Genomic DNA, 26,782 nt, shown 5'->3' with positions numbered 1-26,782 from the left:
GTCGAGTGGTGTGCACGATTACATCAAAGAGCGAACAATCAAGATAGGGAAGTACATCGTGGAGACAAAGAAAACCGTTCGTGTCATTGCGAAGGAATTTGGTGTTTCCAAAAGTACAGTACACAAGGATTTAACAGAGCGTCTGCCTGAAATTAACCCCGACTTGGCAAACGAAGTGAAAGAAATACTCGATTATCATAAATCCATCAGGCATTTAAGAGGAGGAGAAGCGACAAAGCTCAAATATAAAAAAGATGAAATTCTCGAAGGAGAGCCTGTTCAGCAATCGTAATCACCTGGCATTGCCTTCTTGAAATCGTTCATAAAACATCCGCAAAAATTTGTAAAGAACTTATTGTGCTTCCAACTTTTTTTCTATATTTTATGATAATATATATAATTAGGGCACAATGTGGATATTTACTGTGAAACAGATTTTCAAGGAGGATATAAATAGATGTTTGCAAGGGATATTGGTATTGACCTCGGTACTGCAAATGTACTGATCCATGTTAAAGGTAAAGGAATTGTTCTGAATGAACCTTCCGTTGTTGCACTTGATAAAAACAGCGGCAAAGTGCTGGCGGTTGGCGAAGAGGCAAGACGAATGGTTGGACGTACACCTGGGAATATTGTTGCGATTCGCCCGCTGAAAGACGGAGTTATTGCTGACTTTGAAGTAACAGAAGCAATGCTGAAACATTTTATTAACAAGCTGAATGTAAAAGGCCTGTTCTCAAAGCCGCGCATGCTCATTTGCTGCCCGACGAATATTACATCCGTTGAGCAAAAAGCAATCAAAGAAGCTGCAGAAAAAAGCGGCGGGAAACATGTGTACCTTGAAGAAGAACCTAAAGTTGCCGCTATCGGCGCGGGTATGGAAATATTCCAGCCAAGCGGTAACATGGTTGTAGACATCGGAGGCGGGACGACGGATATCGCGGTTATTTCAATGGGCGATATTGTCACCTCCTCTTCTATTAAAATGGCTGGGGACAAGTTTGACATGGAAATCTTAAATTATATCAAACGCGAGTACAAGCTGCTGATCGGCGAACGTACTGCGGAGGATATTAAGATTAAAGTCGCAACTGTTTTCCCAGACGCACGTCACGAGGAAATTTCCATTCGCGGACGGGACATGGTTTCCGGTCTTCCAAGAACAATTACAGTAAACAGTAAAGAAGTTGAAGAAGCCCTTCGTGAATCTGTCGCTGTTATTGTTCAGGCTGCGAAACAAGTGCTCGAAAGAACACCGCCTGAACTTTCTGCTGATATTATTGACCGCGGCGTTATTATTACCGGCGGAGGCGCGCTCTTAAACGGCCTTGACCAGCTGCTTGCTGAAGAGCTGAAGGTACCGGTCCTCGTTGCTGAAAATCCTATGGATTGCGTAGCCATCGGCACAGGTGTCATGCTTGATAATATGGACAAGCTTCCTAAACGCAAACTAAGCTGATTTCACAAACCTCATTCTGAAAAAGAATGAGGTTTTTTTATGAAAAAGCCTTCACGAAAAGGTGTTAAATGACGATAATAGGATAAAATACTGAGTTTTTATTATAGAACGAACGTTCCTATATGACAACTGGGAAAAATGCCATTTTTAGAGGTGGGAAATTTGTTAAAAGGATTATATACAGCAACATCCGCAATGATTGCCCAGCAGCGAAGAACGGAAATGCTTTCAAATAATATTGCTAACGCAAATACATCAGGATATAAAGCTGATCAAGGCTCTATGCGCGCGTTCCCTGAGATGCTGCTCAGCAGAATAGAATCAAAATCTCCGGCCGGGACATCAAGGACGGAAATCGGTTCCGTGAATACCGGAGTATATATGCAGGAGCTCAAGCCTCTCTTTACACAGGGAAGCCTGAAGTCCACAGACCAGCCTACAGACATTGCATTGATCGAAAATCAAGTTCCGATGAATGCGGAAACCAATGAAAAAGCTGCTCTTTTTTATCCGGTTCAAACAGCGGATGGAATCCGTTATTCAAAAAGCAGCACATTTTCACTAAATGAAAACAATCAGCTGACGATCAACGGACGCCCTATTTTATCGACGGATCGCCAGCCAATCACTGTTGATAATGAGAATTTCACTGTGTCTGAAAACGGTACTGTGACAACGAACGGACGCACAGCCGGCCAGATTGATGTCAGAATGGCGGAAGATGTCCGCAATCTCAAACGGGACGGAAATGATTTGTACAGCACGGCGGACGGTAATGATCTGCCAAGCGCAGCCGGAAATAATCAGGTAGCCTATTCATTAAAACAAGGCGTCTCAGAGCTTTCAAACGTGGATGTGACAAGCGCCTATACAGAAATGACTGAAGCGTACAGATCGTTTGAGGCGAATCAGAAGGTTATTCAGGCTTACGATAAAAGTATGGATAAAGCAGCAAATGAAATTGGAAAAATTTAAGATAACGGAAGAAAAAACGGGGGACATCAACTATGCTCAGGTCAATGCTAACGGCATCAACAACCTTAAACCAGCTGCAGCAGCAGATTGACACAATCAGCAGCAACCTTTCAAACAGCAACACAACCGGCTATAAGGCAAAAGATACGAATTTTTCTGAGCTTGTCAGACAGCAATTCGATCAGGTTGATGAAAAAAACGAGGAAGTGGCAAAAGCCCGAAAAACGCCGCCCGGCTTGCGCCTTGGCGTCGGAGCGATGATGAATTCACGCCTGGTCTCTGATCAAGGAAGCATTCAGAAGACCGATCGCGATCTGGATATCGCATTTACGTCTCCATACCAGTATCTTCAGGTAAATGTAAATGGAAACCGCCAGTATACGAGGGACGGGGCGCTGTATGTAACGCCGTCCGCTGCGAATGCCAACCAGCTGCAGCTCGTCACTGGAAATGGGTATCCCGTACTTGATGAGAACGGCAATACATTGAACATCGACAGCTCAATGAAGAATATCACCATCAATAAGAACGGCACCTTAACCGCATCTGACGGAAACGCGGTTCAGCGGTTTAATCTTGGCGTTGTCCAAGTGAATAACCCTCAAGAGCTGAAATCAGAAGGGAATAACCTTTTCTCTATTGATAATGCGGCAGCTTTTGAAGAGCTGAACGGCGCTAATAGACAAAACATCGGCATGCAGCAGGGCTCACTTGAGATGTCCAATGTCGATATTTCAGAACAAATGACAGATTTGATCACGTCCCAGCGTTCATATCAGCTGAACAGCAGAACGATCACAATGGGAGATCAAATGCTCGGTTTAATCAATTCAGTCAGATAATAAGAAAATGGGCGTTTTTCAATCAGCCGCGCATGATAAAAAAAGCGGCTTTTTCGAAATCGTCCTTTTTTTTGTAGTATTCCGTAATATCTTCTAACAGCACTTCTAAATCCACCCACGCCTCGATTTTTTCTAATTCAAGCACATATTCGAGCAGCTGCTCATAAGGGTCTTCGGCTGATGTGTAGAGGGCTTCAAGCGTTTTTAATTTTAAATAAATGGTTTGAATGTCTACCTTTTCAGATAATTCTTTTCCTTTATGAAGGACGGCTTTAGCTTCTGTGATGTTCCCTGTTTTAAAAAGCGCTCTGACAGACTCGTACACACAATGAAGATATGAGACTGGTGAATTCATTTCAAATTCTTGATTCTTTAATACTTTTCTAAAGTAAAGAAGCGCTTCCTGGTCTTTTTTCTCGGTCGCTTTTAAAAAGCCAAGGTTATAATAAGCGTGGCATAGCAGGTTTTCGTCATGTAGTTGCTGGGTTTTCTTAATGATTTCTTTGAAAAGCTGTTCAGCTTTTTCATAGCGTTCTTGATCAATATAATTCACGGCGAGCAAAAGTTTACAGGTGATTACCTTTTTGATATAGCCGAATTGGTGCAAATAGATGTGTAATGCTTTTTTGACGTATTGGATGGAAAGCGGCGGTGATTTCATCAAGTAATAGGCGCCGGCGGTTTGATAATATAAATCAGCGGCTTCAAACGTATTTTGAATGGCGGCCAGGTACTGTTCAGCTTTTTTAAAATGATGTACTGCATGTTTCGGAGCTGTTTTTACCATCTCATATAACCCAGAGAAAAAATACAGATAATATTTCAATTCATCATCCATTTTGTCTTCCAGGCCATATAGGTCATCGAACAATGAATCGAGTCCGTTCTGGTTTTCAAAAAGCAGCTGATGGCGGGCCTGAAACAATTGATAACGCATCCAAAGTTTTGTGTTCTTTTTGATCTTCGGAAGGTGCTGGTCAATTTTCTCTTTCAGTGTGCAAACGTGATTCATTTTGCGTTTGCTCATTGCGGAATACCACTCGTCTAACATGTTTAGCATTCTTTTTTCAATAAACTTCGAAATCATTTTCCTACCTCTTTGCTATTGGTAAAATCTATAATTATCATATCATAACTTTTGACGGCTCTCATTGACAGTTGGTTACATTTTAGCGCGGTTGAAAAAGAGATTAATTCATAATATACTTTTCAAATGTACAGATTGGATCTTTGATGATTGCTATACATACTAATGCAGATGAAGGAGATGTCAAGACAATGCTTGATACTCAGCAAATTAAAGAAATTATTCCTCACCGTTATCCGTTTTTGCTTGTGGATCGGATTACGGAAGTTGAAGAGGGCAAACGGGCAAAAGGCTATAAAAATGTAACCGCTAATGAAGAGTTCTTTAACGGACATTTTCCTCAGTACCCGGTTATGCCCGGCGTATTAATCGTAGAAGCACTCGCTCAAGTCGGAGCTGTTGCGATGTTGATTAAAGAAGAAAACCGCGGCAGACTGGCTTTTTTTGCAGGCATTGATAACTGCCGCTTTAAAAAACAAGTCAAGCCTGGTGACCAGCTTCACCTTGAGGTTGAAATCATTCGTGCCCGCGGCACAATCGGGCGCGGAAAAGGCGTTGCCACAGTTGATGGCGAAGTCGTTTGCGAAGTAGAACTGACTTTTGCCCTCGGAGAATAATTGAAAAAAGGCAGATGGCCAGCGGCACATTTGTCTTTTTTTCTTTACAAATATAGAAAAGCAGGTGATTGTATGTGGAATGAATTTAAAGCCTTTGCCATGCGGGGGAATATCGTAGACCTTGCGATTGGTGTTGTGATAGGCGGCGCTTTCGGAAAGATCGTCACATCTCTAGTAAATGATATCATTATGCCTTTGGTCGGTTTGCTGCTGGGAGGGCTTGACTTTTCAGGCCTGTCGTTTACGTTTGGCGATGCTGTAGTGAAGTATGGCAGCTTTATACAGACGATTGTGAACTTCTTAATTATATCGTTCTCCATTTTTATCGTCATTCGGACTTTGAATGGGTTAAGGCGCAAAAAAGAAGCAGCAGAAGAAGAGGCTGCGGAGGAAGCGGTGGATGCGCAGGAGGAGCTGCTGAAAGAAATCAGAGACCTGCTGAAGCAGCAAGCAAAGTCGCCGGAATAAAAAAGATGCCGTTATAAACGGCGTCTTTTTTTTATCTCAATTTTCGTTTAGGTTCGTTCTATGTCCTTCAGTCCCGCGGGGCTTTCTGTTGTTTCAGCGAGATGAATGAGCATTGAGACAGAGGTGCCTGCATCCGGAGTGCTGATGATCATCAACTCGCTTCCGCAAAAATGTTTCAGCCGCTGATTGATATTTTTCAACCCGACGCTGCGATCGAAATCCGCAGATAAGAGATCTTTTTGTTTTTCCGGAGGCATCCCCGCACCGTTATCCTCTACTTTGATGTGATACTCATTTTTGCTTTGTTTTTTAGCTGTCAGTTTGATCCATCCTCCGCCTCTTTTCTTGCTGACACCGTGAAGAACGGCATTTTCCACCAAGGGCTGAATCATTAAAGGCGGAAGGATAAAGTCAATGTCTTCATCTATATCGAAAAGAACCTCAAGCCGATTACCGAATCGCGTCTTTCTATAGAAAGATAGGAATTGATAATCGAAAGCTCATGTCTGAAGGAACTGATGGCTGATGTATTTTGAAAGTCAAAACTCATTCTTAAATAGTTGGTAAATTCCTCTGTTACCTCCCGGGCCTTTTCAATATCCAAATGAGTGAGAGAAATAATCGTGTTTAATACATTATAAAGAAAATGAGGCTTGATTTGCGACTGGAGAAACGCCATTTCCATTCTTGTGGCTTGATTTGCTGTATGTTTCATCATGATCAGGTTTTGAATACGCGCCATAAATTCAGAGTAATGATAAGGTTTTTGCAAAATGTCATTCGCTCCGGCATGAAAAGCCTTGTATTTGTCATGGCCGATAATGGCAGCTGTAATGATCAGAACCGGAAGATCCACCATGCTGAATCGTTCGCGAATTTTCATACAGACTTCGAAACCAGTCATATCCGGCATCATAAAGTCCAAAATAACCAAATCAAGCTTCGTGCAAGAGATGATTTCTAATGCTTCCTTTCCGTTCTTCACAGCAATCACATTGTAGGGCACACCTTCAAGCATATCGCTCAAAATTTTTAAACTGTCAATGTTATCATCGACAATCAGGATGGTTGGAGCGTCAATATGCTCAGAGTAATAAGGCGTGCTAAATGAGATATCTGATAGATCTCTCTCGGATTGTAATTCAGGAAGGCGTTTTTTTGTTTCAGATACAGGTTCATTTTGGGCGATTGGCAAGGTGAAATGGAATGCCGAACCTTTTCCTTCTTCCGATTCGACCCAAATGTCTCCGTTATGGAGCTGAACCAGCTGTTTGACAATGCTGAGGCCAAGACCGGCACCATCGTCTTTATTCTTTTCGGCTTGCTGAAAAGACTCAAAGATGGTTTGGCGATCGGCTTCTGAAATGCCGCTTCCTGTATCCGCCACTGTCACTTTGATCATGTTGTCGTTCAGTCTTGAAGCAGAAAGTGTGATTTGGCCCTCTGTTGTATATTTGATTGCATTGTCTACTAAATTGGTTAATATTTGGCGGAAGCGGTTTTCATCTGCGAGCACTAAAGGAAGATCGTCAGGGATATGGTTCATCATATTCAAGTTTTTATGTCTCGATAAAAGATTGTAGAAATTCATTTCCGAACAAACTAAAGTATAAATATCAACAGGAACCGGGTGGATTTGAAGCATGCCCTGCTTTATTTTTTCTAAATCCAGGATGTCATTTACCAGATTGGACAGCCTGTAGCCCATGCGGATGACGAGCTGCATATTTTCTTTCTCTTCTTCTATCGTTCTTTTTCCTTTGCCGGCCAGCAGGGTCTGGCATATATTAATGATGCTGTTCAGCGGTGTTTTGAATTCATGTGATGTTTTGGCGATAAATTCATCCTTTAGCCGGTCAATTCTGAGCAATTTCCACGACAGCACTTCATTTTCACGGAATGCTCCGGCAAATTGCTGCGCCATCAGCAGAACGATCGCCAGTAAAGCGATAACTGTTGGCAGTGAATAAATCGAATTAAAGGAAAAAGCCGTTTTGCCGCTATAAGCTGAAATGGTGGTTAAAATGACAAAAGCACTCATTGATATAGATGCAATAGTAAGATACAGACTTCCTTCCATTTTGCGGATCGCAGCAATCGTAAAAATATATGTAATATAAACCAGAGTCGAGACGGCTAGCACAGAATGTAAGATGTACGAGGTATGGCCGATAAAACCCACGGTTAAAAAATCTGTGACTAAGACCAGCCCGGAAGAAACAGTGGCAATGCGAATAAAACGCTTTGAAACAATCTCTCTGTAAGCAAAAAAGAGATAGAGAAAAACCGCAATGCTGACGAGCACTGTAGAGATTGCCCTCAATGAATTTAGCAGTGAAAATGAAATTGACGGAAAGAGGAGAAATATAATCCGCTCTTTTCCGATCATCAGAATAATGAACGAAAACAGAAGACACATAACAGAAAAAAACAACAAATGTTTATCTTTTTTTCTTTGCAGGAAAAAGCCCAGAAAATATAATCCGGTAATGAAAAAAGCTGTAATCATGATTGTATCATTAAGAAAGGAAATTTTATTTTCCCGCACTATTTGCTCCTGGGTGCCAAAAGTAATTGGCTTTGCGATTCCCCATCCCGGCGTTTTTCCGAAGTTCGAAAATTGTACGACAAGTTCATTGTCACCCTTGTGAAGCGTAAAAAAGCTCGTATATGGGCGGTTTTGTGCCGCAAAATCAGGTTTATTTGAAGGGTTGCCGCTTTGGCCAATGAATTGTCCATTAAAATAGATGCGATTGGCACTGTAAATAAACGACGTGCTGATCCCAAAAACCTGATTGTCTTGCTTTGATCTGATGGTCAGCTTATACGTTCCGTAATCCACATTGATACCCTGCTTGGCTAGCTTCACATTGCTGGGGACATCAACGAAGAGAGGATCTTTTCCTTTTGCTGAGGCGATCTCTTTTGGTGACAGAATCTGATTTGGATACAATGTCCATTCTCCGTTCAGCTGTACATTCCCATCCTTCTGAAAATCCCACTTCTCCAGGTTCATGACCCCATGCCTTGCCGCAGGAAGCGTTGTTCCGGAAAAATGGTCAATGGCAATGAAAACCATAAAAAATGCAGCGTAACCGAAAATAATTGAAGTAAAGATGAATTTTTCTTTCATATTATAGCTCCTTTATTCAAGCAGGCTCATTCTAAATTCCTACCTTTTTATAAATATTGTAAGTGCAAAATTTCAAAAACTACAATAGAAAGAAAAAGAATCCAGATAAAGGGGTTATTTGTCATGATATAATAGAAGTTATTTACTGATATCTCGATTTTACATATAGGGTGGGATGTTTTGTGAAAGCGTTAATTGTTGATGATGAGCACTTGGCATTGCTTCATTTTAAGAAAATGCTTGAACGAACAAACGCCTTTCAATCTATTATGGCGTATCAAGATCCAGTTGAAGCCTTAGAGCATCCTGAGACTCCTGCTGTAGATGCGGTGTTTCTTGATATTGAAATGCCGGGGGTAAACGGCATTGAGCTTGCTGAGGCGATTCAATCGATGAATGAAAACATCCAAGTCGTTTTCATCACGGCTTATAATGAGTTTGCTATCAAAGCGTTTGAGCTGAATGCCATTGATTATTTGCTGAAGCCTGTCATATACAAGCGGCTTGAGACAACTGTTGAACGAATCAAAACGAATAATATGCTCAGACAAAATGCAGAAAATACCGAGGCGCATTTTTCCATCCAATGCTTTGGGAGCTTGCAGTTTCATCAAACCTTAAAGGATGTCAAAACAAGCATTCCAGTCAAGTGGAGAACGTCGAAAGCACGTGAAATATACTTATTTTTGCTTCACAATCAAGGCCATGTGGTCAGTAAAGAAATGCTAATCGATCTTTTTTGGCCTCATTACGATGTTTCAAAAGCAAGCACCCAACTTTACTCCACCATTTACCAAATACGAAAATTATTCAGCCAGATCCCTTTCAGCCAAACTATCGAGAAGACTGATACTGGGTATATTCTTCGGCTTTCAGGCGCAAAAATCGATGTTGTCGAATGGGAAAAATCACTAAAAGGGGCGCCGCCGCTCAATACGGCTACATTACATCTGCACATGGATATTTTCATGTCCTATCAAAATCATTACCTAATGGAGCACGGTTATCTTTGGGCAGAACCGGAAAAGACGCGTCTTTCCCAGCTTTGGCTCGGAAAGGCCTATGAACTGATCGATTATCATATTCATGAAATGAACGATCATCAAGCGATGGACATTTGCCTGCAAGCCGAGAAAATTGAGCCATGCGATCATAAAATTATGCAATACAAGCTGCAGCTATTCAACAAAAACGGGAAGGTAGAAGAGGCGATAAAAGAATATCAGCGTTACAAACAAATGAAGGATCAAATTAATTAAAGAACTCCAAACCAGTATGTGTCGATTGCCTTTCGATGCACACTGGTTTTTTTGTGCACTTAAGGGGAAGGCCCTCGCCATATGTCTCCTGGGTGAAACTTCAACTCTCTCCAATTCACTTCAATCTTACATGATTTCTGAGTTGTACAGAAATTGTATAGTTCCATTTCATACAATGTAGTTTGGTTCGGATGGCAAATCTTAGTTTTGAAACTCATTCGGCATTAGCAGTTCTTTTTGGGGGATGAGACATGATGTTATGGTCTCGCGGATCAATCGGCAAGTGAAAGATAGATAAGAAAGGGAGGAATGAAAAGTTGAGAACGAGGAGTTTTCCCTTAGGGCTGAAAAAAAGCGGGCGGATCGTTATGATCATAAGCCTTGCCATCTTTTTCTTCTTCAGCCAGATCGCCAGCTATACTCTTACAGCACAGGCTGTGGACGTAACGTCAAGTGACAGCCAATTCTTCGATTCGGTAACAGTTAAGGACGCCAAGGGCCAGATTGTTGACGGATCAAAAGGAAACAAACCGGCACTAACACCGGGGGACGAAGTGAAACTGACATATGAATGGTCATTGAAAAAAGACAAAAAAGCAGATAGCGAACAGGATATCAATGTGGAGATACCTAAAAGCTTTACATTTGATAAAGGTGCAGAAGGTGAGATCAAATCTGCTGATCAGGTCATCGGCAGCTATCAAGTGCCGGCGGGCAGCAGCACCATGACAGTAAAATTAACAACTGCATCCGCGGATTCTCCTGATGCCAAGGGGACCATTACACTACCAGCTAAGTTTACTGCAGATGTAAAAGGCGATGAACATACAGCAGCAGCCCTTTTTCAGCTAGGGGGAGGCAAAACCCAGCAGGTGATCATTCCTGTTAAGAAAGAGGAGACACCAGATGCCGAGGCGGAAGAGCCAAAAAACGACTCTTCTGATACTGCGGGTGATCAGGAAGGGAAAGATGACAAACCTGCACCTTCAGTCAGCAAGGATCAAAAAGAGGAAGAACAGCAGCCGTCAGATGACGCTAAGAGCGGCGAAGCCTCTAAGAGTGATGATTCAAAAAAAGTGTCATCCTCAAGTCAATCAGCTTTCAAAAGCTTGCAAACTGAAGAAAAACAAATCACGCAAAATATTTTAACTGGCGTGACGTTGACGGACGAAAACGGAAAGCCATATGACAAGGGCAATCGCGCCAATACGAATTCTCCGGTGAAAATTTCAATTGATTGGGCCATTCCCGACAATTTAGGAAAAACAATCAATGCCGGCGATAAATATGAATTTGATTTGCCTAAAGAATTTATTATGCATAATGACATTGTGAACCTGCCTTTAAGCGCCGGAGACACCACATACGGGACATTTTCTATTGATACGAACGGACATGTGGTAATGACATTTAACGGCGAGGTAAAAGACAGTTCTAATGTCAAAGGCACATTGGTTATCAATACGCAGTTCAACGAGAAAAAAATAACGGGTTCGACAACACAAAAGATCCCATTTCCTGTGAATGCCGATACTCCTGAAACAACAGTTTATTTTAAACCCAATGTGAGTAAAACCATTGATAAATCAGGTGTGCTGGATAAAGGCATCAACCCTGGTAAAGTAACATGGACGGTCGATGTCAATAAAAAGTTGGATCAAGTCAAAAATGCCAAACTCACGGAAAGCCTTCCAGATGGCGTAATCTACCGTTCAGTTAAAGTGTATGAACTCAATGTGAACATTGATGGTTCTGTCAGCAGAGGAAATGAAGTTTCTTCCGGCTACAGTGTTGATTCAAAAGGAAATGTCACATTTGACGGGACAATTGATTCAGCCTACCGCCTTGTATACGAAACCGACATTGACAATGGTGCGAAGCCGAGTGAAGGCGGAAATATAACGCTGACAAATAAGGCGGCATTCAGCGGAGACAACCTGGAACCCATTTCTGCAGAAGCCACTGTTGCAGCCAAGTATGGAAAAATGATCGCGAAATCATCGACCGGCTATGATGGAGAATCTCAAACATTCAGCTGGGCTCTTGCATACAACTACGGTGAGAAACAGATCGACCAATCCAAGGCCAGGATTAAAGATTCTTTTGGAACTGGTGATTTGCATCTTGTGAAAGATTCTTTGAAGGTTATTCCTATTACCTTTGGTCAGAATGGCAGCGAGCAAGCGGGCACGCCTTTAAAGGAAGGCGAGGACTACACGCTCATCGATAATGGAAGCGGATTTGAAATCAAATTTAATAAAAACGTAACCAGCGCTTACAAAATCATATATCAAACAAAGGTCAACAGCGGAGTGATCATTGATAAATCTACAACATACACCAATAGCGTTGTAACCGGAACAGGGGATTCAAAAGAAGCTTCTGGAATAGCCATTCAGCAAAATCTCATCAAAGGATATTCAAACGTTGATTATGAGAAGAAGACGGTTGATTGGACGATTACAGTTAATAAAAATAAATACTTGATGAACAATTGGACTTTGGATGATCAATTTGAAAGCGGCGGAATGGTTCTGCTTGATGAATCGTTCAAGCTTCAAGACACAACGAACAACAAAACATTACAGAAAGACAAAGACTACACGTTAACAAAAAAACCTGATCAAAAAGGCTTTACTTTGGCATTGATCGGGGATTATGCAAAAACAGACAGTCAATTTAAGATCACTTATACGACAACATTCAATGCCGATTATTCTAACGAAAGCGTTAAGAATACAGCTCAGTCGACATGGACTGATCAAAACGGCACTGAGCGCACGAATAAGGTATCAAGCGGTTTTACGCCGAATCATCAGACTTCAAATAATGGGTTTAAAAACGGCTCATACAACGCGGTTTCAAAGGAAATCACGTGGAAAATCGGCGTCAACTATAACGGCGAGCCGACGAAAAACCCTTATATCAAAGATGCCATAACAGATCCTCAGCAATTTGTGCCGGGTTCAGTTGTCGTTAAGAGTTATACGATCAATAAAAACGGCTCGATCACAGAAGGAGACGCGCTTGATCCTTCCAAGTATGATGTCGAAGAGCCTTCTGCGAAAAATGAACGCACGCTGACGGTACACCTTAAAACAGGCGATTCTGTACCATATCTGATTGAGTTTAAGACATCACTCAAAGGACAGGTCATTGATCAGAATCAGTATACAAACAAGGCAACCTACTATAATGACGGCTATGCAGACCGCACGTTAACAGGCTCTGTTTCAGTTACGAACGGAGGAAGCCTGGTTTTCAAAGGCGGCAAACAAAATGGAAGCTACATCGATTGGAACATCAATGTCAACTCCAGCCAATCAACGCTGGATGACGTAAAAGTTACTGACACGCCGGATGAAAATCAAATATTAGATGCGGATTCTTTTAAAGTGTATCAAGCAAAATATGATGAAAACGGAGTGGTCAAAGACAGCAGCGGAAATCTGACCGCGGGAGATGTCGAGCTTCAAAAAGACAAAGACTACACGTTAGACATCAAAACGGACAATACAACAGGTGAACAATCGTTTGTCCTGAAATTCATAGGCAGCTATAAGCAAATTGATCGCGCCTATGTGATCAAATACCGGTCTCTGATTAACATAGCCGGCACGAGCGGCCATGTTAAAAATAAGGTGTCCATTTCAGGAACAAATGTGAAGGAGCAGACTCAAGAAAACAGCAGCTCGATCTTTGTTGCCATTTCAAGCGGCGACGGTTCCGGATCCGGAGAAAAAGGAAGCCTGACGATTTTTAAGACTGGAGAGGACGATAAAGCTCTTGAAGGAGCAGAATTCCAGTTATGGTCTGAGGACTCCAAACAGCTCCTCCGCACTGGTACGACGGATGCCGGCGGGAAGCTTACATTCGGAAATATTCGCTACGGTTCCTATGTATTAAAAGAAGTAAAAGCGCCTGACGGATATACCATCAGTGATGCTTATGCAAAAGGAGTCTCTGTAAAGATAGACAGCAACTCCTCCAAGCCAGGAGCGCTGTACAAAGTCGTAAATCAACAGAACAAGGTGACGCTTATCAAACAAGACGAACAAAACAATCCTTTGGCGGGTGCTGTTTTCAAGCTGGAGAAAAAGTCAAATGACGGCACCTATACTCTCATACGAACAGATATAAAATCTGATAAAAACGGAAAAGTAGAAATGAACGGTTTGCCGGCGGGCTACTATCGCTTGACAGAAACACAAGCTCCTGAAGGCTTTATCGTAAATACAAAAGCGATTCACTTCTCAATCGCAAAGAATGAAAAGAATCAAGTGTCTGACGTCAATTTAGGAGCAATGACCAATTATCAAGGAAAAGTCTCTCTGACGAAGGAAAATGCTGAAGGCCAGAAACTTGAAGGCGCAGTATTCAACATTGTCGATCAAGATGGAAAGATCGTTCAAGAGAAGCTGACTTCAGATAAAGACGGAAAAATTGAGGCTTCGGGCCTTGCACCGGGCCATTACGCTTTTGTGGAAACAAAAGCGCCAGCCGGCTATGTGCTGAATACAAAGAAAAAAGAATTTACCATCTCAGAATCTGCAGCAGGAAAGCCTGAAGCCGCAGATGCCGGAATCGCCGTTAACGATAAAGGCTCTGTTGAGCTGACGAAGGAAGATGCAGATGGCCAGAAGCTTGAAGGAGCCGTCTTTAAGATTATCGACAAGGAAGGTAATACGGTTCAAGAAGGACTGACCTCAGATAAAAACGGGAAAGTCGCAGCTTCAGGCCTTGCACCGGGACAATACGCTTTTGTTGAAACGAAAGCGCCAGTCGGTTATGTGCTGAACACAGAGAAAATAGAGTTTGAGATCTCTGATTCCTCTGAAGGAAAGCCTGAAGCTACAGATGCCGGGATCGCCATTAATCATAAAGGCTCCGTTGAGTTGACGAAGGAAAATGCGGAAGGCAAGAAGCTTGAAGGTGCAGTTTTCATCATTGTCGACGAAAAAGGAAATACGGTTCAAGAAGAGCTGACTTCCGATAAAGAGGGAAAAGTAAAGGCTTCGGGCCTTGCGCCGGGACGTTACGCCTTTGTTGAAACGAAAGCGCCAGCCGGTTATGTGCTAAACACGGAGAAAAAAGAGTTTACCATTTCTGAATCAGCAGCAGGAAAGCCTGAAGCTACAGATGCCGGGATCGTCGTGAACTATCAAGGATCGGTTCAGCTGACGAAGGAAGATCAGGATGGAAAAGGCTTAGCAGGCGCGGTATTCAAAATCACTGACAGCAATGGGAAAACAGTGAGAGACGATCTAGTCTCAAAAGAAGGCGGCAAAATTGAAGTTGACGGGTTAGCGCCAGGAAGCTATCAATTTATCGAAAAACAGGCGCCAGCCGGGTATCTATTATCCGCCATCCCTGTGCCATTCACCATTAAGGCAGAAAACGGCGGCAAACCTAAACAAGTTGAAGTAACAGCGGTTAATACGAAGAACCGGGTTGTCCTCACAAAAGTGGATCAGCATGATCAACGTAAAGTTCTGCAAGGCGCAGAATTCAATTTGACAGACGCCAACGGCAAAGTGCTGAAGTCCGGTTTGGTTACCGATGACAAAGGACAAATCACGGTGCATGGCCTCAAAGCTGGCGATTATCAGTTTGTAGAAACAAAAGCGCCTAAGGATTATGAGGTGAACCAAACTCCTATATCGTTCAAGATCACAAACACAGACACGAAAACAGTCGAAATCACCGCGGAAAACATTTTGGCACCAGGTGACGTAAATGTGAAAAAAGTGGATCAAGACGATAAAAATACCGTTTTGGAGGGCGCTGAATTCAAGTTATTGGACGAAAGCGGCAAGCCTGTAAAAACTGACGGGTATGGAAAAGAGCTTTCTAAACTCTGGAAAACAGATCAAAATGGGCAGTTCACTGTAAAAGGCCTTGCGCCGGGAAGCTACCAGTTGATTGAAACGAAGGCTCCCGAAGGTTACAAACTTGACGAAACACCGATTGAATTCACAATTGAAAAAGGACAGTCAAAAGCTGTTGAGATCGTTGTTTCTAATCAAAAAGTGAAAACACCAACGCCTGATAAGCATGATCATCCTGATAAACCTGCACCGGGCGGAAATGGAAAAGATGATGGAGATCATCCGAATACCAATGGTACAGATGGCAGCTCGGATGGTCAGTCGAACACAGACAAAACCCTCCCAAAAACCGGAGATACAGACAGCATGCTGACAGCAATGATCGGTATCCTGCTGCTTATGGCAGGCGGAGGCTTAGCTGTTGCCTCAAGAAAGAAACAAAGAAAAGGATAAAGTTGAAGGCACCTGATCATCGAAGAATCGATCAGGTGCTTTTTTGAAAAGTGACACGAAGCGTTTTTAGAAGGATGCATAAGAAAGGGTTTTTTGCATGTACAAGAAAATGATCATTACGGTGTTCATCCTTTTCGGACTGCTGCTGATCTCTTCTCCTTATATCAAAGGCGGAATTATAGCTTATCTTAGCAAAAGCCAGAGTGAATCGGCCTTAACTGTGGAGCAGCTGAAAAAAAATAATGAGAGAGAAGCGGAATTTGAATTTGATTCAATCGAGCCGCCTGAGTTAATGGATGCTGTAAAGGCCGGCTTTGATCACGATCAAAAAGCGGTTATCGGGCGGATAACAATTAAAAGTGTCGATCTGGAGCTTCCGATCGTAAAAGGCACAACCAATGAAAATCTTTTGATAGGGGCGGCAACAATGCGCCCGGATCAAAAAATGGGTGAGGGAAATTATCCGTTGGCGGGCCATCATTTGAAGCAAAAGAATCTTCTGTTCGGACCTCTGGAAAACATAAAAACAGGTGCCCAAATTGTCATCACGGATTTTAAAAAGGATTATATCTATTCTGTAACATCTAAAGACATCATATCGGAAATGGATGCAGATGTAATTGAGGAGACAAACAAAAAAGAGATTACGCTAATCACATGTGACAAGGCTGTCAAAACTGAAGGGCGCCTTGTTGTGAAAGGGGAATTGGTTGATTCTTTTGGCCATACAAATTAAATATGCAAGAGTGAAAGCACGAAGAGAAAAGCTGCCGTTCAAAACGGCAGCTTTTTTCATGCAGAACATATCTATTCAAAATGTCTATTGTGATGTTCTTCGGTTCAGTGTCTGTTTTGGGGAACATGCCCCCTCATATTTATAATTTTTGCTTAAATGCCTCAATGAGTTTTGTTCCTGTATAGCCCTCTTTTACAAGGGACTCGAGAATGGTTTCAGTGCCCTGCTGTTTTCTTGTGACCATTTGTCCATAGAGTAAAACCTGGATGCTTTCTTCCAGCTTGACGATATTTTTCACTGCTGCTGTCAGCTGGGCGGGGCGATTGCTTTTTTTCGTGATTGTTACAAATACTTTGGCTTCAGATTGTCTGTTTTGAAGCTGTTCAAAAAAAGACAGATGTTCTTTCTGTACAAGCGCCTCAATCAGCCAGTGATTTTCACCGTCTTCTTTATTTATAATCAGTCCGTCAATAAGGGGAAACTGTTCGATTGATTGTTCTTCCTTGTCCACTCGTTCCACATTCAGGTCAACCAGTTTAAAGGTTTTCATTTCTTCTCACCCCGATTACTTCCAAAGTTTTCTTGCCTTCCATTATAACATAAACGTTTTCGAGGAAAAAATCCTGCAATGCTGGGGCTAAAGAATTTTGTATGAGCGAAACATTTAATAATTTCTATTTTTTCATTATACTGTAACTGACTATGGATTACGGAGAGATGTGGTATGAATCAATTTCGTTTAAAAGAAATTTATATTGACGGCGCTCCTTCTGAAAGCCATTTGATTCAAAAGGAAGTAACATATATGTTAAGCCGTAAAGAAGTGTTTGAGGTTCATCTGAACAAAAAAGGAAGAATAAGTTTTTTATACGAAACACAAGATGGCATGGAGCAGTATAAAATCAAGCTGTCAATGCCGGAAAAAAAATTGAGCTTTCAGTGGTTTGCGTGGGATGGCTCTTCCTATGTGCGCATGAATACGCAAAACTGGCTGACAAAGCAAATCTTTTTCCGTTTTTTAAAAAGTACATATTTCTTCAAAGGAAAAAAGCAAAAGATGTTTTTAGCTGAAGGAAAAATGAAAACGAAAGATAAAAACAGAGGCTGAAAGCCATTTTTAAGCGTTTTTCTTTTCTTGTTGCATCATTTACAATACATACAACCGCAAGGAGAGGAGGAATCGCATGTTCAATCAGGTCATGCTTGTCGGACGTCTTACAAAAGATCCTGATCTTCGCTACACTTCCGCCGGTGCGGCAGTTGCACATGTTACGCTCGCGGTGAACCGCAGCTTCAAGAATGCTTCAGGTGAAATCGAAGCTGATTACGTCAATTGCACACTTTGGAGAAAAACAGCTGAAAACACGGCGTTGTATTGCCAAAAAGGTTCTCTCGTCGGCGTAAGCGGACGGATTCAGACAAGAAGCTATGAAAACGAGGAAGGCGTTAACGTGTATGTAACAGAAGTGTTGGCTGACACTGTTCGTTTTATGGACCCTAAACCCCGGGAAAAAGCTGCTGATTGACACCCCTGCTCCTCCCGTTATCTATCCATTCACTATTATCCGGATCTTCGCATCATCCCCTCAAAATTGACCAGTCGACCAGACTGGTTCTTTCTTTTTGCCTACTTAGGAAAAATTGGTTCTCTCGACGCATTTTTACTTAAAATCACTTATTAATGTTGAATAAAATCAAATAAAAACTTATAATTACTTATAAATGATTGCTGAGAAAAGGAATGAGGGCGTGTACCAAGAAGAAAGATTAGTAGCGATTTTGGATTTTTTAAAACAGCATAACCGAATTACAACGGAGCAGATCTGTACGCTCCTGCAAGTGTCAAGGGATACAGCGCGACGAGATCTTGTGAAACTTGAGGAACAGAATGCCATCATCCGCACAAGAGGCGGCGCCATTTTACCGACTGTGCATCAGAAAATTCAAAGCTATTCCGGCCGCCTGAAAACAGTGTCTGAGGAAAAAAATAAGATCGGCAGGCTTGCAGCATCGCTTATTCATGATGGAGACCGGGTGATTTTAGACGCCTCTACAACTGTTCAGGCATGTGCAAAGCATTTGAATGCGGTTGATTGTACGGTAATCACCAATTCGATTAATCTTGCGGATGTGCTGTCCGATAAAGAGGGAATTGAAATTTATCTGCTGGGAGGCAAGCTGGAAAAGGAGCACCGCTTTCTGTACGGGTCCTCTGTGATTGAAAAGCTCTCAAGCTACCATGTTGATAAAGCGCTGATTGGTGTGGTCGGTATTTCCGAACATGGCATTACAATTGCGCATGAAGAGGATGGCATGGTGAAGCGGAAAATGATACAGCAGGCAAAGCAGGTCATCGCGCTTGCAGATCATTCGAAGCTGGGCAGCACCAGTTTTTATCAGTATGCGGAGCTGAATGAAATCGACCTTTTGATTACAGACAGGCTGCCGAATCAGGCATTTTGTGACTTGCTTGACCGAAACGGCGTTGAGCTTCTCGTGACAGAGCAGGATGAAGGAAAGGACTGACAAACGTGAAATTAATTGCGATTGATTTAGATGGAACCTTACTCAACAGCAAGCATCAGGTAAGCTTGGAAAATGAAAACGCACTGCGGCAGGCGCAGCTGGACGGCATTGAAGTGGTGGTGTCAACTGGGCGCGCTCATTTTGACGTCATGTCAATCTTTGAACCGCTGGGGATCAAAACATGGGTGATCAGTGCAAACGGCGCCGTCATTCACGATCCCGACGGCAGGCTTTATCATCACGAAACGATTGATACGAAACGGGCGTATGACATTCTCTCATGGCTTGAGTCGGAAAACTATTATTATGAGGTATTCACAGGTTCAGCGATTTATACGCCTCAAAACGGCAGAGAACTTCTTGATGTTGAGCTGGACAGATTTAGAAGCGCAAACCCGGAAACAGATCTTTCTGTCCTTAAGCAGGCGGCCGAGGTGCAATACAGCCAATCGGGCTTTGCTTACATTAACTCTTTTCAAGAGCTGTTTGAAGCCGATCAGCCAATCGATTTTTACAATATTCTCGGCTTTTCTTTCTTCAAAGAAAAGCTTGAGGCAGGCTGGAAAAGATATGAGCATGCCGAAGATTTGACGCTTGTCAGTTCGGCTGAGCACAACTTTGAGCTTTCTTCCCGCAAAGCTTCCAAGGGGCAGGCGCTGAAGAGGCTTGCAAAACAGCTGAATATTCCGCTCGAGGAAACCGCTGCTGTAGGTGACAGTTTAAATGACAAATCGATGCTGGAGGCTGCGGGAAAAGGTGTAGCGATGGGCAATGCCCGGGAAGACATCAAATCGATAGCCGATGCTGTCACCTTAACCAATGACGAACATGGTGTCGCACATATGATGAAACATTTGCTGTAGGTATATGTGCTGCTCCAAAAGCGCATCCTGTTGATATAACCGGCGTAACGGATTTTTTGGAGATTCGGCGTGACGGCTATGAACGGAAAAAAGCTGGCTCTATCAGAGCCAGCTTTTTTAGTCATGATCATTGCGCTGTAGCGCTTAATGTAAACAGTTCTTCAAGCTCCTGTGTGGAAAGCTCGGTAATCCAGTTTTCACTTTGGATAATTTGATCGTTCAGGGTTTGCTTGGATTCAAGCATGACATCAATTTTTTCTTCGATTGTTCCCGTCGTAATCATTTTATGAACGTGGACAAAGCGCTCCTGGCCTATGCGGTATGCACGGTCAGTCGCTTGATTTTCAACCGCCGGGTTCCACCATCTGTCATAATGGATGACGTGATTGGCGGCGGTCAAATTAAGTCCGGTGCCTCCAGCTTTGAGTGAAAGAATCAGTGTCGGATATTCTTTCCTTTGAAATTTCTCAACGAGTGTATCCCGCTCTTGCTTGGAGAGACTCCCATTTAAAAATTGCACAGGTTCCCCGAACGTTTTTTCAAGCAGCCGCTTCATCATGTTCCCCATCTGAATGTATTGCGTGAAAATCAGGCAGCTTTCGTTTTGGGAGCGGATCGCTGTCATCAGTTCCAGCAATTTTTCGAGCTTGACTGATCTGCCGGCCAGCAGCTCGGTTTGCTCTTCCTTTAAATAAAGCGCGGGATGATCGCATATTTGCTTGAGCCGTCCAAGCATGCTGAGGATCAGCGCTTTTCGCTGCATGCCGGTCAGGGATGTCATATGGTCAAAAGTGTCTTTGACGAGCTGCTCATAAAGGGATGCCTGCTCGGCTGACAGAGGGATAAATTCTTTTTCTTCCAGCTTCTCAGGAAGATTAAGCGCGACCTCTTCATCCCGTTTCGTCCGGCGGAGAAGGAATGGCCGGATTAATTGCTGAAGCTGTCCGATTCTCTTTTCGTCCCGGTCTTTTTCGATCGGCAGCACATAGCGTTTATGGAAGCCGGTCAAACTGCCGAGGTAGCCTTTATTCATGAAGTCAAAAATAGACCACAGCTCAGTCAGTCGGTTTTCCATCGGCGTGCCGCTCAGCGCGATATGGTGAAGCCCCTTCAGCTTCCTGATTGCGCGTGATTGCTTCGTATGCGCGTTTTTAATATTTTGCGCTTCATCAAGGCAGATCGTGTTCCATGTCACAGAAGTAAGCTCTTCAGTATCGGCATGTGACAGACCGTATGAAGTGAGCACCACGTCTGCGTTTTCATAATGCGCGGCGAAATCATCACCCTTTGGCCGGCGCGGCCCATAATGGAGCGCGACAGACAGATCAGGGGCAAAGGTTTGAAGCTCCCGCTGCCAGTTGCCAAGTACGGATGTCGGCGCAATAATCAAATGAGGCGTTTTTTGCCGGCCGCTTTCCTTCACGTGAAGGAAATAGGCGATCATTTGAATCGTTTTCCCAAGCCCCATATCGTCAGCCAGACAGGCGCCAAAACCGCTTTCCCGCAGAAACAGCAGCCAGTTCATGCCGTATTTCTGATAAGGGCGGAGCGTTCCTTTGAAAGAAGGACTGACTTCGTGCTCCGGCAGGTTTTCCGCGGCAGTGAGCTTTCGAATCAGTGACCTGAGCTGTTTAGACAGATCAAACTGAATGCCTGCGAAAGCGGATGTATCAATCAGATCCGAATCCTCAAGTCCGCCATCCTGCTGATCCATTAGCTCACGCGCCAGAATATCAGACATGTGGAGTCCCTCTGATTCTGCTTTTTCCATCAGGCGTTTCATCTGTTTGATAAACTGCGGATCGATTTTAACCCATTGCCCGCGGATATTAACAAGGCGCCTGTTGCTGGCGACAAGCTCATTAAATTCAGCCTCAGTCAGTTCAATTCCATTTGTCGCAAACCGCCAGTTGAAATCAAGCAGTGCATTCATGCCGACAAATGACTCGCCGCGCGGGGAGGACGACACCTTTGCTTTCAGCATCATGTTGCTGTCTCTGACAATCTGCCACCAGGACGGCAGGAGGATTTCTACCCCCATATCGACAAGCGTCTCACTTGCTTCTGACAGGAAGATCCAGGCTTCTTCCTCCGAGATCAGCGTTGTCCCGGAATCAAACGACAGCCACGGAACCGTTCTGTGAAAGCGGTCCTGCTCACGCGCGATTTTATCGCTGTACGCCTGCCACGATTTTTTGAGGCTTTTCAGTCCGTCAAAGAATTCTACAGCGCCGCTCTTTTTATCGCGTAAAAACATCTCGATCTTCCATTCGTCTCCGTCAAAGTCCGGTTCATTTAAGCGCAAGCCGACAGTAAATGGAGATTGGTCGTCAATCCAGCCAATGCCTTCCAGAAAATCCTCTTCATCAAGAAAATGGCCGCGGAATGTCGTAACCGCAGGCGATTTCTCCTTGATATGTTCCCATTTCTCCCGCAGGTCATCGTCGTACTGGATGTAATCCTGTACGGCAGCGGAAAACCATTCCGCAGTAAAGCCCTCCAGTATATTATCGCGGTCCTTCCAGCGAAAAACACCGTTTGTCCATGCGTCATAGTCAGGCATAAAATCGCCGTCCGCGATAAATTCGTAGATGGTCGATGCCGCCTCGATCAGCGGCTCCGTTTCTTCTGTAAGCTGCACGGAGCTGAATGAGTTGAACGAGTTTTTGCCGAGAAGCTCTACAGTCATCCATGGAGATAGCAGGACAGCAGTCGTCCCGATGAAGCTGACATCCTCTAGAAAGGTTCCGTAAAATGAGGATTCATGCCATTGGAACAAATGCTTTTTCATATGGCTGTAGGGAAGAGGCTGCTCATTCTCATCAAAGGCTGAGAGCGTAAATGACCCATCTTCCATTTGTTCGACGTGGATGAGAATTTCTTTAAGACTCGCCATCAATCAACTTTCCTTTCTGCAGTTCTTCTTGAAGCGCACGCAGGCGCTTGTAATGCGAGCTCAGCAGCTGAATATACCGCTCCCACACCTTCTGCTTTTTCGCTTTTTTGTACAGGGTGCGCAATTTTTTCAAATACCGGGCGGCTTCCTTGTACGAGCTGCGGTTCTTCTGATCAATGAAAAAAGCCACTTCTCTATGGTAAGCCGGTATAAGCGCCTCAGGGTCGCTCGCTGCAATTTCCTTGAGCATCATTTTATCCATTTCATTGATGGAAAAGCCGACAAGGCTATGAATTTCAATCCACTCGGCATAGCGTTTTTTTTCATATAAATGATGGCTGTATTCTGTGAACGTATACGGCAGACAGCCCGCGGCAAAGCGCTCAAACAGCGCTTGATCATTGGTTTGCTGCACATAGGCATTCAACAGAAGGAACAACTCGCCGATCACATCGCGCATCTCTTTAAACGGCTTATCCAGCTTCGTATAACCCATCGCAATTGGCTCAATTTGCTGGTACCATGTTTTAAGCCGTTTCCAGTCCTTCTTGGCAGTCATTTCACTCAGCCATTGGAACGTATAAGGGAGCGCTTCCGGCGGGAATTGATCCGCTTCCGCAAAAATAACGTCATCATTCTTTTGCAGGAATTCCAAATGCAGGCGCCCGAATTGCAATTCGGGAGAAAAACGCCGTCCTGCTTCTTTTTTCAACATCTCCTGTTCGCGTGCCACCCATTTTGGACGCGAAAGCAGCGCACTCCAAATTTCACCGAAGACGCGGATGCGTTCATATTGGAAAATTTCTTCTTTCAACAGCAAATGTCGGATAACATCCGGTGTTTTATCCAAAAACGGATCAAGCGCAAAAGACAGCGCGTATGTTTTTAATTTATCAATAGAGCTGTAGATTGTATCCATCAGTTGTTCAACGTACGGATTGAGGGAATAAAAATCTTGTTCGGGGTTCAGCTTGCCTGCTTCAATCAATGTGAACATGCGAAGCCAAACCGCAATCGCGGAATGAATTTGGTACAGGCTTTTCAGCTCCGGCTTGTTCGGCGCATGTTTTTTTAATGCGGACAGGTAGCCGTAATAGAGGCCCTGCATGTTTTGGCTGCCTTCTGGCGTACGTGCCTGCCAGAGAGAAAACTCTGAATCAAAAAAAGCAAGCCAGCTTGAAAGTGATTCTTCATTAGGCAGCACCTTTTCCTGAAACTGGCGGCGGACGAGCTCTTTGCTTTCCTCTAGCTTTTCCCTCTCCAGCCAATACTCTGTAAAAGTACCCACTCGCTCGAACATTGCATATACATATAAAAACACAGCCAGCATATGGCGGCAGATTCTTCCGGACGGACATGAACAGCCGCTTTTGACTATGACAAACAAGTTCAATGTGACCCGCACAGGCACAACATCCTGCACGTAAGCCGTAACTTCCGTCGGACTCACTGCTTGTAAACGATAGACTGAATCCTGCCGATATAAAATAAGGGCTTTTTTGATCAGCTGAACATTTTCCTCATTGTAAGGAAGAAGTTCTTTTAACTGTTCAGCAGATGCCAGCACATCGTCTTTGGAAATCATATTCTGAAGCATGATTATCGCTCCTAACCGAGTCACGTAATAAAAAGATCCAATTTCTCTATTATATCGCAACACATCGGCCTTAAAAAGTTTTTCCTAAAAAAGGACATAAAAAATGGGATGTGTCGAATGATGTATTAGAGATTGCAAATTGATAACCAGCATCATATAATAATCGTGTTTTCAACTTAATGGAAGCTGAAAGGAAAAAAAAGATGAGTGAAAAGAAATTGAATCAAGAAGAATTTCTGAAAATTTTGATGCATGCACATGAAATTGGTGAGCAGTCATCTGAGATGACGACGAAGGAAATGCTTGAAAATTTGATTTCTCATATTAAAAATGGATATGCAACATAAAAATCCCGCACGCCTTTAGCGGGATTTTTTTATGCGAGATGACGTGACTGCACGAATAAGAGAAAATGAGACAGCACTGTCAACACAGTAAATATAACGCTTACATAAAAAAGATTAGCATATCGTTTTGTAAAAAAATGTCGAATTATGTCACGTGAAAAGCTGGAGAAATGCGGTTTCAACGTTGTATAATCGTAAATGGAAAAGGATGTTATAAGAGATTTGGAGGTATCATGGGAGAATCTACTAGCTTAAAAGAGATATTATCAACGTTAACAAAACGCATACTTTTGATTATGATTGTAACCGCAGCTGCCACTGCTGCCGGCGGACTCATTAGTTTCTTCGCACTTACACCCATCTATGAAAATTCAACTCAGATTCTGGTCAACCAATCGAAAAATGAACGAAAAGAAGTTCAATTTAACGATGTCCAAACCAATCTTCAGTTAATCAATACGTACAATGTCATCATTAAAAGCCCTGCCATCTTAGATGAAGTCATTAAAGAAATGGGCCTGTCGATGACATCCCAAGAACTGAATGACAAAATTACCGTATCCAGCGAACAGGACTCCCAAGTGGTCAACATATCAGTCAGGGATGAAAACGCGGAAACAGCGGCTCATATTGCCAATACTATAGCATCTGTTTTTCAAGACAAAATCACATCCATTATGAATGTTGACAATGTCAGCATTCTGTCAAAAGCCGAGGTTTCAGAACATCCGTCCCCTGTATCGCCAAAGCCGCTACTAAACATTGCCATCGCGTTTGCGGCCGGATTGGCGGGAAGCATCGGACTGGCCTTCCTGCTTGAGCATTTGGATAATACGATCAAATCGGAAGAGCAGCTCGAATCCTTGCTGGACATACCTGTTTTAGGGACAGTTTCCACCATTGCGAATGAGCAGAAAACAGCAAAGACCTTACAGGGTTTCCAATCTGAAAAAACGGGGAGTGGACATTTTGGCGCTTAGAAAAAACAGAGGCTCGCGGATGCGGAGAAATGTCATTGCAATGACAGAGCCGAAATCCTTGAACTCTGAACAATATCGGACGATTCGCACGAATATAGAATTTGCTTCAGTGGACCGGCAAATGAAATCAGTCATGATTACATCGGCTTGTCCGGGGGAAGGAAAATCAACAACGGCCGCCAATCTGGCTGTCGTATTCGCCCAACAGGGAAAAAAAGTGCTCCTGATTGATGCTGATTTGCGAAAACCAACAGTACATACGGCCTTTTTTCTTGAAAATACGGTTGGCTTAACATCTGTTTTATTAAAAAAAAGCTCTATGGAGCAGGCTGTACAAGCATCGAATGAAAAACATCTTGACGTGCTGACGAGCGGCCCGATCCCGCCAAACCCGGCCGAGCTTCTCTCCTCGAAGTGGATGAAGGAGCTTGCATACGAAGCGTGTGCGGCATATGATATGGTCATTTTTGATACGCCGCCTATTCTTGCCGTAGCAGATGCACAGATTTTAGGCAACGTGGCAGACGGTTCTGTACTGGTTATTTCAAGCGGGAAAACAGAAAAAGAACAAGCCGCAAAAGCGAAAGAGGCGCTTGAAACGTGCAAAAGCAAGCTTCTTGGGGCGATTATGAACGGCAAAAAGCTTTCGAAGCACTCTGAATACGGATATTACGGAAACAAGGACAATTTCATGCAAAATAAATAACGTGCATCGT

The 26,782-nt window shown here is 43.3% G+C and carries 20 protein-coding genes and 2 pseudogenes; 16 read left to right on the top strand and 6 right to left on the bottom strand.

The window, feature by feature from the left end; genetic code table 11:
• Nucleotides 1–10: 10 nt before the first annotated feature.
• From spoIIID to flhP, 4 genes are all read left to right on the top strand, one after another.
• Complete coding sequence (gene spoIIID, locus SB658_RS13530) at nt 11–292, top strand: sporulation transcriptional regulator SpoIIID (RefSeq protein WP_003221804.1); 282 nt, start codon at nt 11–13, stop codon at nt 290–292.
• Between the two features lie 165 nt (nt 293–457).
• Nucleotides 458–1,459: a cell shape-determining protein Mbl gene (mbl, locus tag SB658_RS13525; protein WP_003227776.1), complete on the top strand. Its 1,002-nt coding sequence runs from the start codon at nt 458–460 to the stop codon at nt 1,457–1,459.
• Between the two features lie 162 nt (nt 1,460–1,621).
• Complete coding sequence (gene flhO, locus SB658_RS13520) at nt 1,622–2,434, top strand: flagellar hook-basal body complex protein FlhO (RefSeq protein ID WP_032727034.1); 813 nt, start codon at nt 1,622–1,624, stop codon at nt 2,432–2,434.
• A gap of 32 nt (nt 2,435–2,466) precedes the next feature.
• On the top strand, nt 2,467–3,276 hold the full coding sequence (gene flhP, locus SB658_RS13515) for a flagellar hook-basal body complex protein FlhP (protein ID WP_088467428.1): 810 nt from the start codon (nt 2,467–2,469) through the stop codon (nt 3,274–3,276).
• Between the two features lie 22 nt (nt 3,277–3,298).
• On the opposite strand, the gene rapD is transcribed toward flhP, so the two are convergent.
• Complete coding sequence (gene rapD, locus SB658_RS13510; RefSeq protein WP_021480787.1) at nt 3,299–4,363, bottom strand: aspartate phosphatase RapD; 1,065 nt, start codon at nt 4,361–4,363, stop codon at nt 3,299–3,301.
• Nucleotides 4,364–4,554: 191 nt separating this feature from the next.
• Here rapD and fabZ point away from each other — a divergent pair, with 191 nt between their 5' ends.
• Both fabZ and mscL read left to right on the top strand, forming a co-directional pair.
• A complete protein-coding gene (gene fabZ, locus SB658_RS13505) occupies nt 4,555–4,980 on the top strand; it encodes a 3-hydroxyacyl-ACP dehydratase FabZ (protein WP_003221796.1) in 426 nt (141 codons plus the stop codon).
• 72 nt (nt 4,981–5,052) lie between these two features.
• Entirely contained in the window at nt 5,053–5,448 is a 396-nt protein-coding gene (gene mscL / locus SB658_RS13500) for a large conductance mechanosensitive channel protein MscL (RefSeq protein WP_021445844.1), read from the top strand.
• A 47-nt stretch (nt 5,449–5,495) separates the two neighbouring features.
• On the opposite strand, the pseudogene SB658_RS13495 reads toward mscL, so the two are convergent.
• Nucleotides 5,496–6,466 (bottom strand): annotated as a pseudogene (locus tag SB658_RS13495) (histidine kinase).
• Nucleotides 6,467–6,691: 225 nt separating this feature from the next.
• A pseudogene (locus SB658_RS13490) lies at nt 6,692–7,957 on the bottom strand (sensor histidine kinase); the annotation flags it as partial.
• A gap of 806 nt (nt 7,958–8,763) precedes the next feature.
• On the opposite strand from SB658_RS13490, the gene SB658_RS13485 reads away from it, so the two are divergent.
• From SB658_RS13485 to SB658_RS13475, 3 genes are all read left to right on the top strand, one after another.
• Complete coding sequence (locus SB658_RS13485) at nt 8,764–9,840, top strand: response regulator (RefSeq protein ID WP_044052439.1); 1,077 nt, start codon at nt 8,764–8,766, stop codon at nt 9,838–9,840.
• Between the two features lie 317 nt (nt 9,841–10,157).
• Nucleotides 10,158–16,121, top strand: a complete 5,964-nt coding sequence (locus SB658_RS13480) for a SpaA isopeptide-forming pilin-related protein (RefSeq protein WP_144500495.1) — start codon at nt 10,158–10,160, stop codon at nt 16,119–16,121.
• Nucleotides 16,122–16,218: 97 nt separating this feature from the next.
• On the top strand, nt 16,219–16,857 hold the full coding sequence (locus SB658_RS13475) for a class A sortase (RefSeq protein WP_069322955.1): 639 nt from the start codon (nt 16,219–16,221) through the stop codon (nt 16,855–16,857).
• 139 nt (nt 16,858–16,996) lie between these two features.
• On the opposite strand, the gene SB658_RS13470 is transcribed toward SB658_RS13475, so the two are convergent.
• Nucleotides 16,997–17,407, bottom strand: coding sequence for a YwpF-like family protein (locus SB658_RS13470; RefSeq protein WP_124059305.1), 411 nt, complete (start codon nt 17,405–17,407; stop codon nt 16,997–16,999).
• A 174-nt stretch (nt 17,408–17,581) separates the two neighbouring features.
• On the opposite strand from SB658_RS13470, the gene ywpG reads away from it, so the two are divergent.
• The 4 genes from ywpG (at nt 17,582) to ywpJ (ending at nt 20,246) form a co-directional block, all read left to right on the top strand.
• On the top strand, nt 17,582–17,965 hold the full coding sequence (gene ywpG / locus SB658_RS13465; RefSeq protein ID WP_014478204.1) for a DynA interaction protein YwpG: 384 nt from the start codon (nt 17,582–17,584) through the stop codon (nt 17,963–17,965).
• A 76-nt stretch (nt 17,966–18,041) separates the two neighbouring features.
• Nucleotides 18,042–18,383, top strand: a complete 342-nt coding sequence (ssbB, locus tag SB658_RS13460) for a single-stranded DNA-binding protein SsbB (RefSeq protein WP_003227798.1) — start codon at nt 18,042–18,044, stop codon at nt 18,381–18,383.
• Nucleotides 18,384–18,606: 223 nt separating this feature from the next.
• Nucleotides 18,607–19,383 (top strand): transcriptional regulator GlcR, encoded by a 777-nt coding sequence (glcR, locus tag SB658_RS13455; protein WP_003244075.1) that lies wholly within the window; start codon nt 18,607–18,609, stop codon nt 19,381–19,383.
• A gap of 5 nt (nt 19,384–19,388) precedes the next feature.
• On the top strand, nt 19,389–20,246 hold the full coding sequence (gene ywpJ / locus SB658_RS13450) for a phosphatase YwpJ (RefSeq protein WP_038427970.1): 858 nt from the start codon (nt 19,389–19,391) through the stop codon (nt 20,244–20,246).
• A gap of 127 nt (nt 20,247–20,373) precedes the next feature.
• Here the strand turns inward: ywpJ and SB658_RS13445 are convergent, their stop codons facing one another.
• Both SB658_RS13445 and SB658_RS13440 read right to left on the bottom strand, forming a co-directional pair.
• Nucleotides 20,374–23,142, bottom strand: coding sequence for a DEAD/DEAH box helicase (locus SB658_RS13445; protein ID WP_038427969.1), 2,769 nt, complete (start codon nt 23,140–23,142; stop codon nt 20,374–20,376).
• Nucleotides 23,129–24,739 carry an SWIM zinc finger family protein gene (locus SB658_RS13440; protein ID WP_038427968.1) on the bottom strand — a complete coding sequence of 537 codons (1,611 nt, stop codon included), beginning with the start codon at nt 24,737–24,739 and terminating at the stop codon, nt 23,129–23,131. The genes SB658_RS13445 and SB658_RS13440 overlap by 14 nt, the downstream gene beginning before the upstream one ends.
• A 203-nt stretch (nt 24,740–24,942) precedes the next feature.
• Between SB658_RS13440 and SB658_RS13435 the strand changes: the two genes are divergently transcribed.
• The 3 genes from SB658_RS13435 to ptkA all read left to right on the top strand — a co-directional run bounded on the left by SB658_RS13435 (nt 24,943) and on the right by ptkA (nt 26,772).
• Nucleotides 24,943–25,086: a YwzD family small protein gene (locus SB658_RS13435; RefSeq protein WP_003242876.1), complete on the top strand. Its 144-nt coding sequence runs from the start codon at nt 24,943–24,945 to the stop codon at nt 25,084–25,086.
• 233 nt (nt 25,087–25,319) lie between these two features.
• Nucleotides 25,320–26,066 (top strand): protein-tyrosine kinase activator TkmA, encoded by a 747-nt coding sequence (gene tkmA / locus SB658_RS13430; RefSeq protein ID WP_003227811.1) that lies wholly within the window; start codon nt 25,320–25,322, stop codon nt 26,064–26,066.
• The gene (gene ptkA, locus SB658_RS13425; protein ID WP_038427967.1) at nt 26,056–26,772 is read left to right on the top strand and encodes a tyrosine-protein kinase PtkA; all 717 of its coding nucleotides are present in this window, start codon (nt 26,056–26,058) and stop codon (nt 26,770–26,772) included. Before tkmA ends, ptkA begins: the two co-directional genes overlap by 11 nt.
• Nucleotides 26,773–26,782: the final 10 nt, after the last annotated feature.

The sequence above is a fragment of the Bacillus sp. SIMBA_008 genome (assembly GCF_046535495.1).
GTDB classification, from domain to species: Bacteria; Bacillota; Bacilli; order Bacillales; family Bacillaceae; genus Bacillus; species Bacillus subtilis.
The sequence above is the reverse complement of the archived record's forward strand: the minus strand, read 5'-3'. Positions and strand labels throughout refer to the sequence as shown.

What these genes read in the sequence shown, in the direction of transcription:
- mscL (WP_021445844.1), top strand. Translation starts at nt 5,053, where the DNA reads ATGTGGAATGAATTTAAAGCCTTTGCCATGCGGGGGAATATCGTAGAC.
- mbl (WP_003227776.1), top strand. Translation starts at nt 458, where the DNA reads ATGTTTGCAAGGGATATTGGTATTGACCTCGGTACTGCAAATGTACTG.
- ywpG (WP_014478204.1), top strand. Translation starts at nt 17,582, where the DNA reads ATGAATCAATTTCGTTTAAAAGAAATTTATATTGACGGCGCTCCTTCT.
- SB658_RS13440 (WP_038427968.1), bottom strand. Translation starts at nt 24,739, where the DNA reads ATGCTTCAGAATATGATTTCCAAAGACGATGTGCTGGCATCTGCTGAA.
- fabZ (WP_003221796.1), top strand. Translation starts at nt 4,555, where the DNA reads ATGCTTGATACTCAGCAAATTAAAGAAATTATTCCTCACCGTTATCCG.
- SB658_RS13475 (WP_069322955.1), top strand. Translation starts at nt 16,219, where the DNA reads ATGTACAAGAAAATGATCATTACGGTGTTCATCCTTTTCGGACTGCTG.
- tkmA (WP_003227811.1), top strand. Translation starts at nt 25,320, where the DNA reads ATGGGAGAATCTACTAGCTTAAAAGAGATATTATCAACGTTAACAAAA.
- ssbB (WP_003227798.1), top strand. Translation starts at nt 18,042, where the DNA reads ATGTTCAATCAGGTCATGCTTGTCGGACGTCTTACAAAAGATCCTGAT.
- SB658_RS13435 (WP_003242876.1), top strand. Translation starts at nt 24,943, where the DNA reads ATGAGTGAAAAGAAATTGAATCAAGAAGAATTTCTGAAAATTTTGATG.
- SB658_RS13470 (WP_124059305.1), bottom strand. Translation starts at nt 17,407, where the DNA reads ATGAAAACCTTTAAACTGGTTGACCTGAATGTGGAACGAGTGGACAAG.
- flhP (WP_088467428.1), top strand. Translation starts at nt 2,467, where the DNA reads ATGCTCAGGTCAATGCTAACGGCATCAACAACCTTAAACCAGCTGCAG.
- rapD (WP_021480787.1), bottom strand. Translation starts at nt 4,363, where the DNA reads ATGATTTCGAAGTTTATTGAAAAAAGAATGCTAAACATGTTAGACGAG.
- SB658_RS13445 (WP_038427969.1), bottom strand. Translation starts at nt 23,142, where the DNA reads ATGGCGAGTCTTAAAGAAATTCTCATCCACGTCGAACAAATGGAAGAT.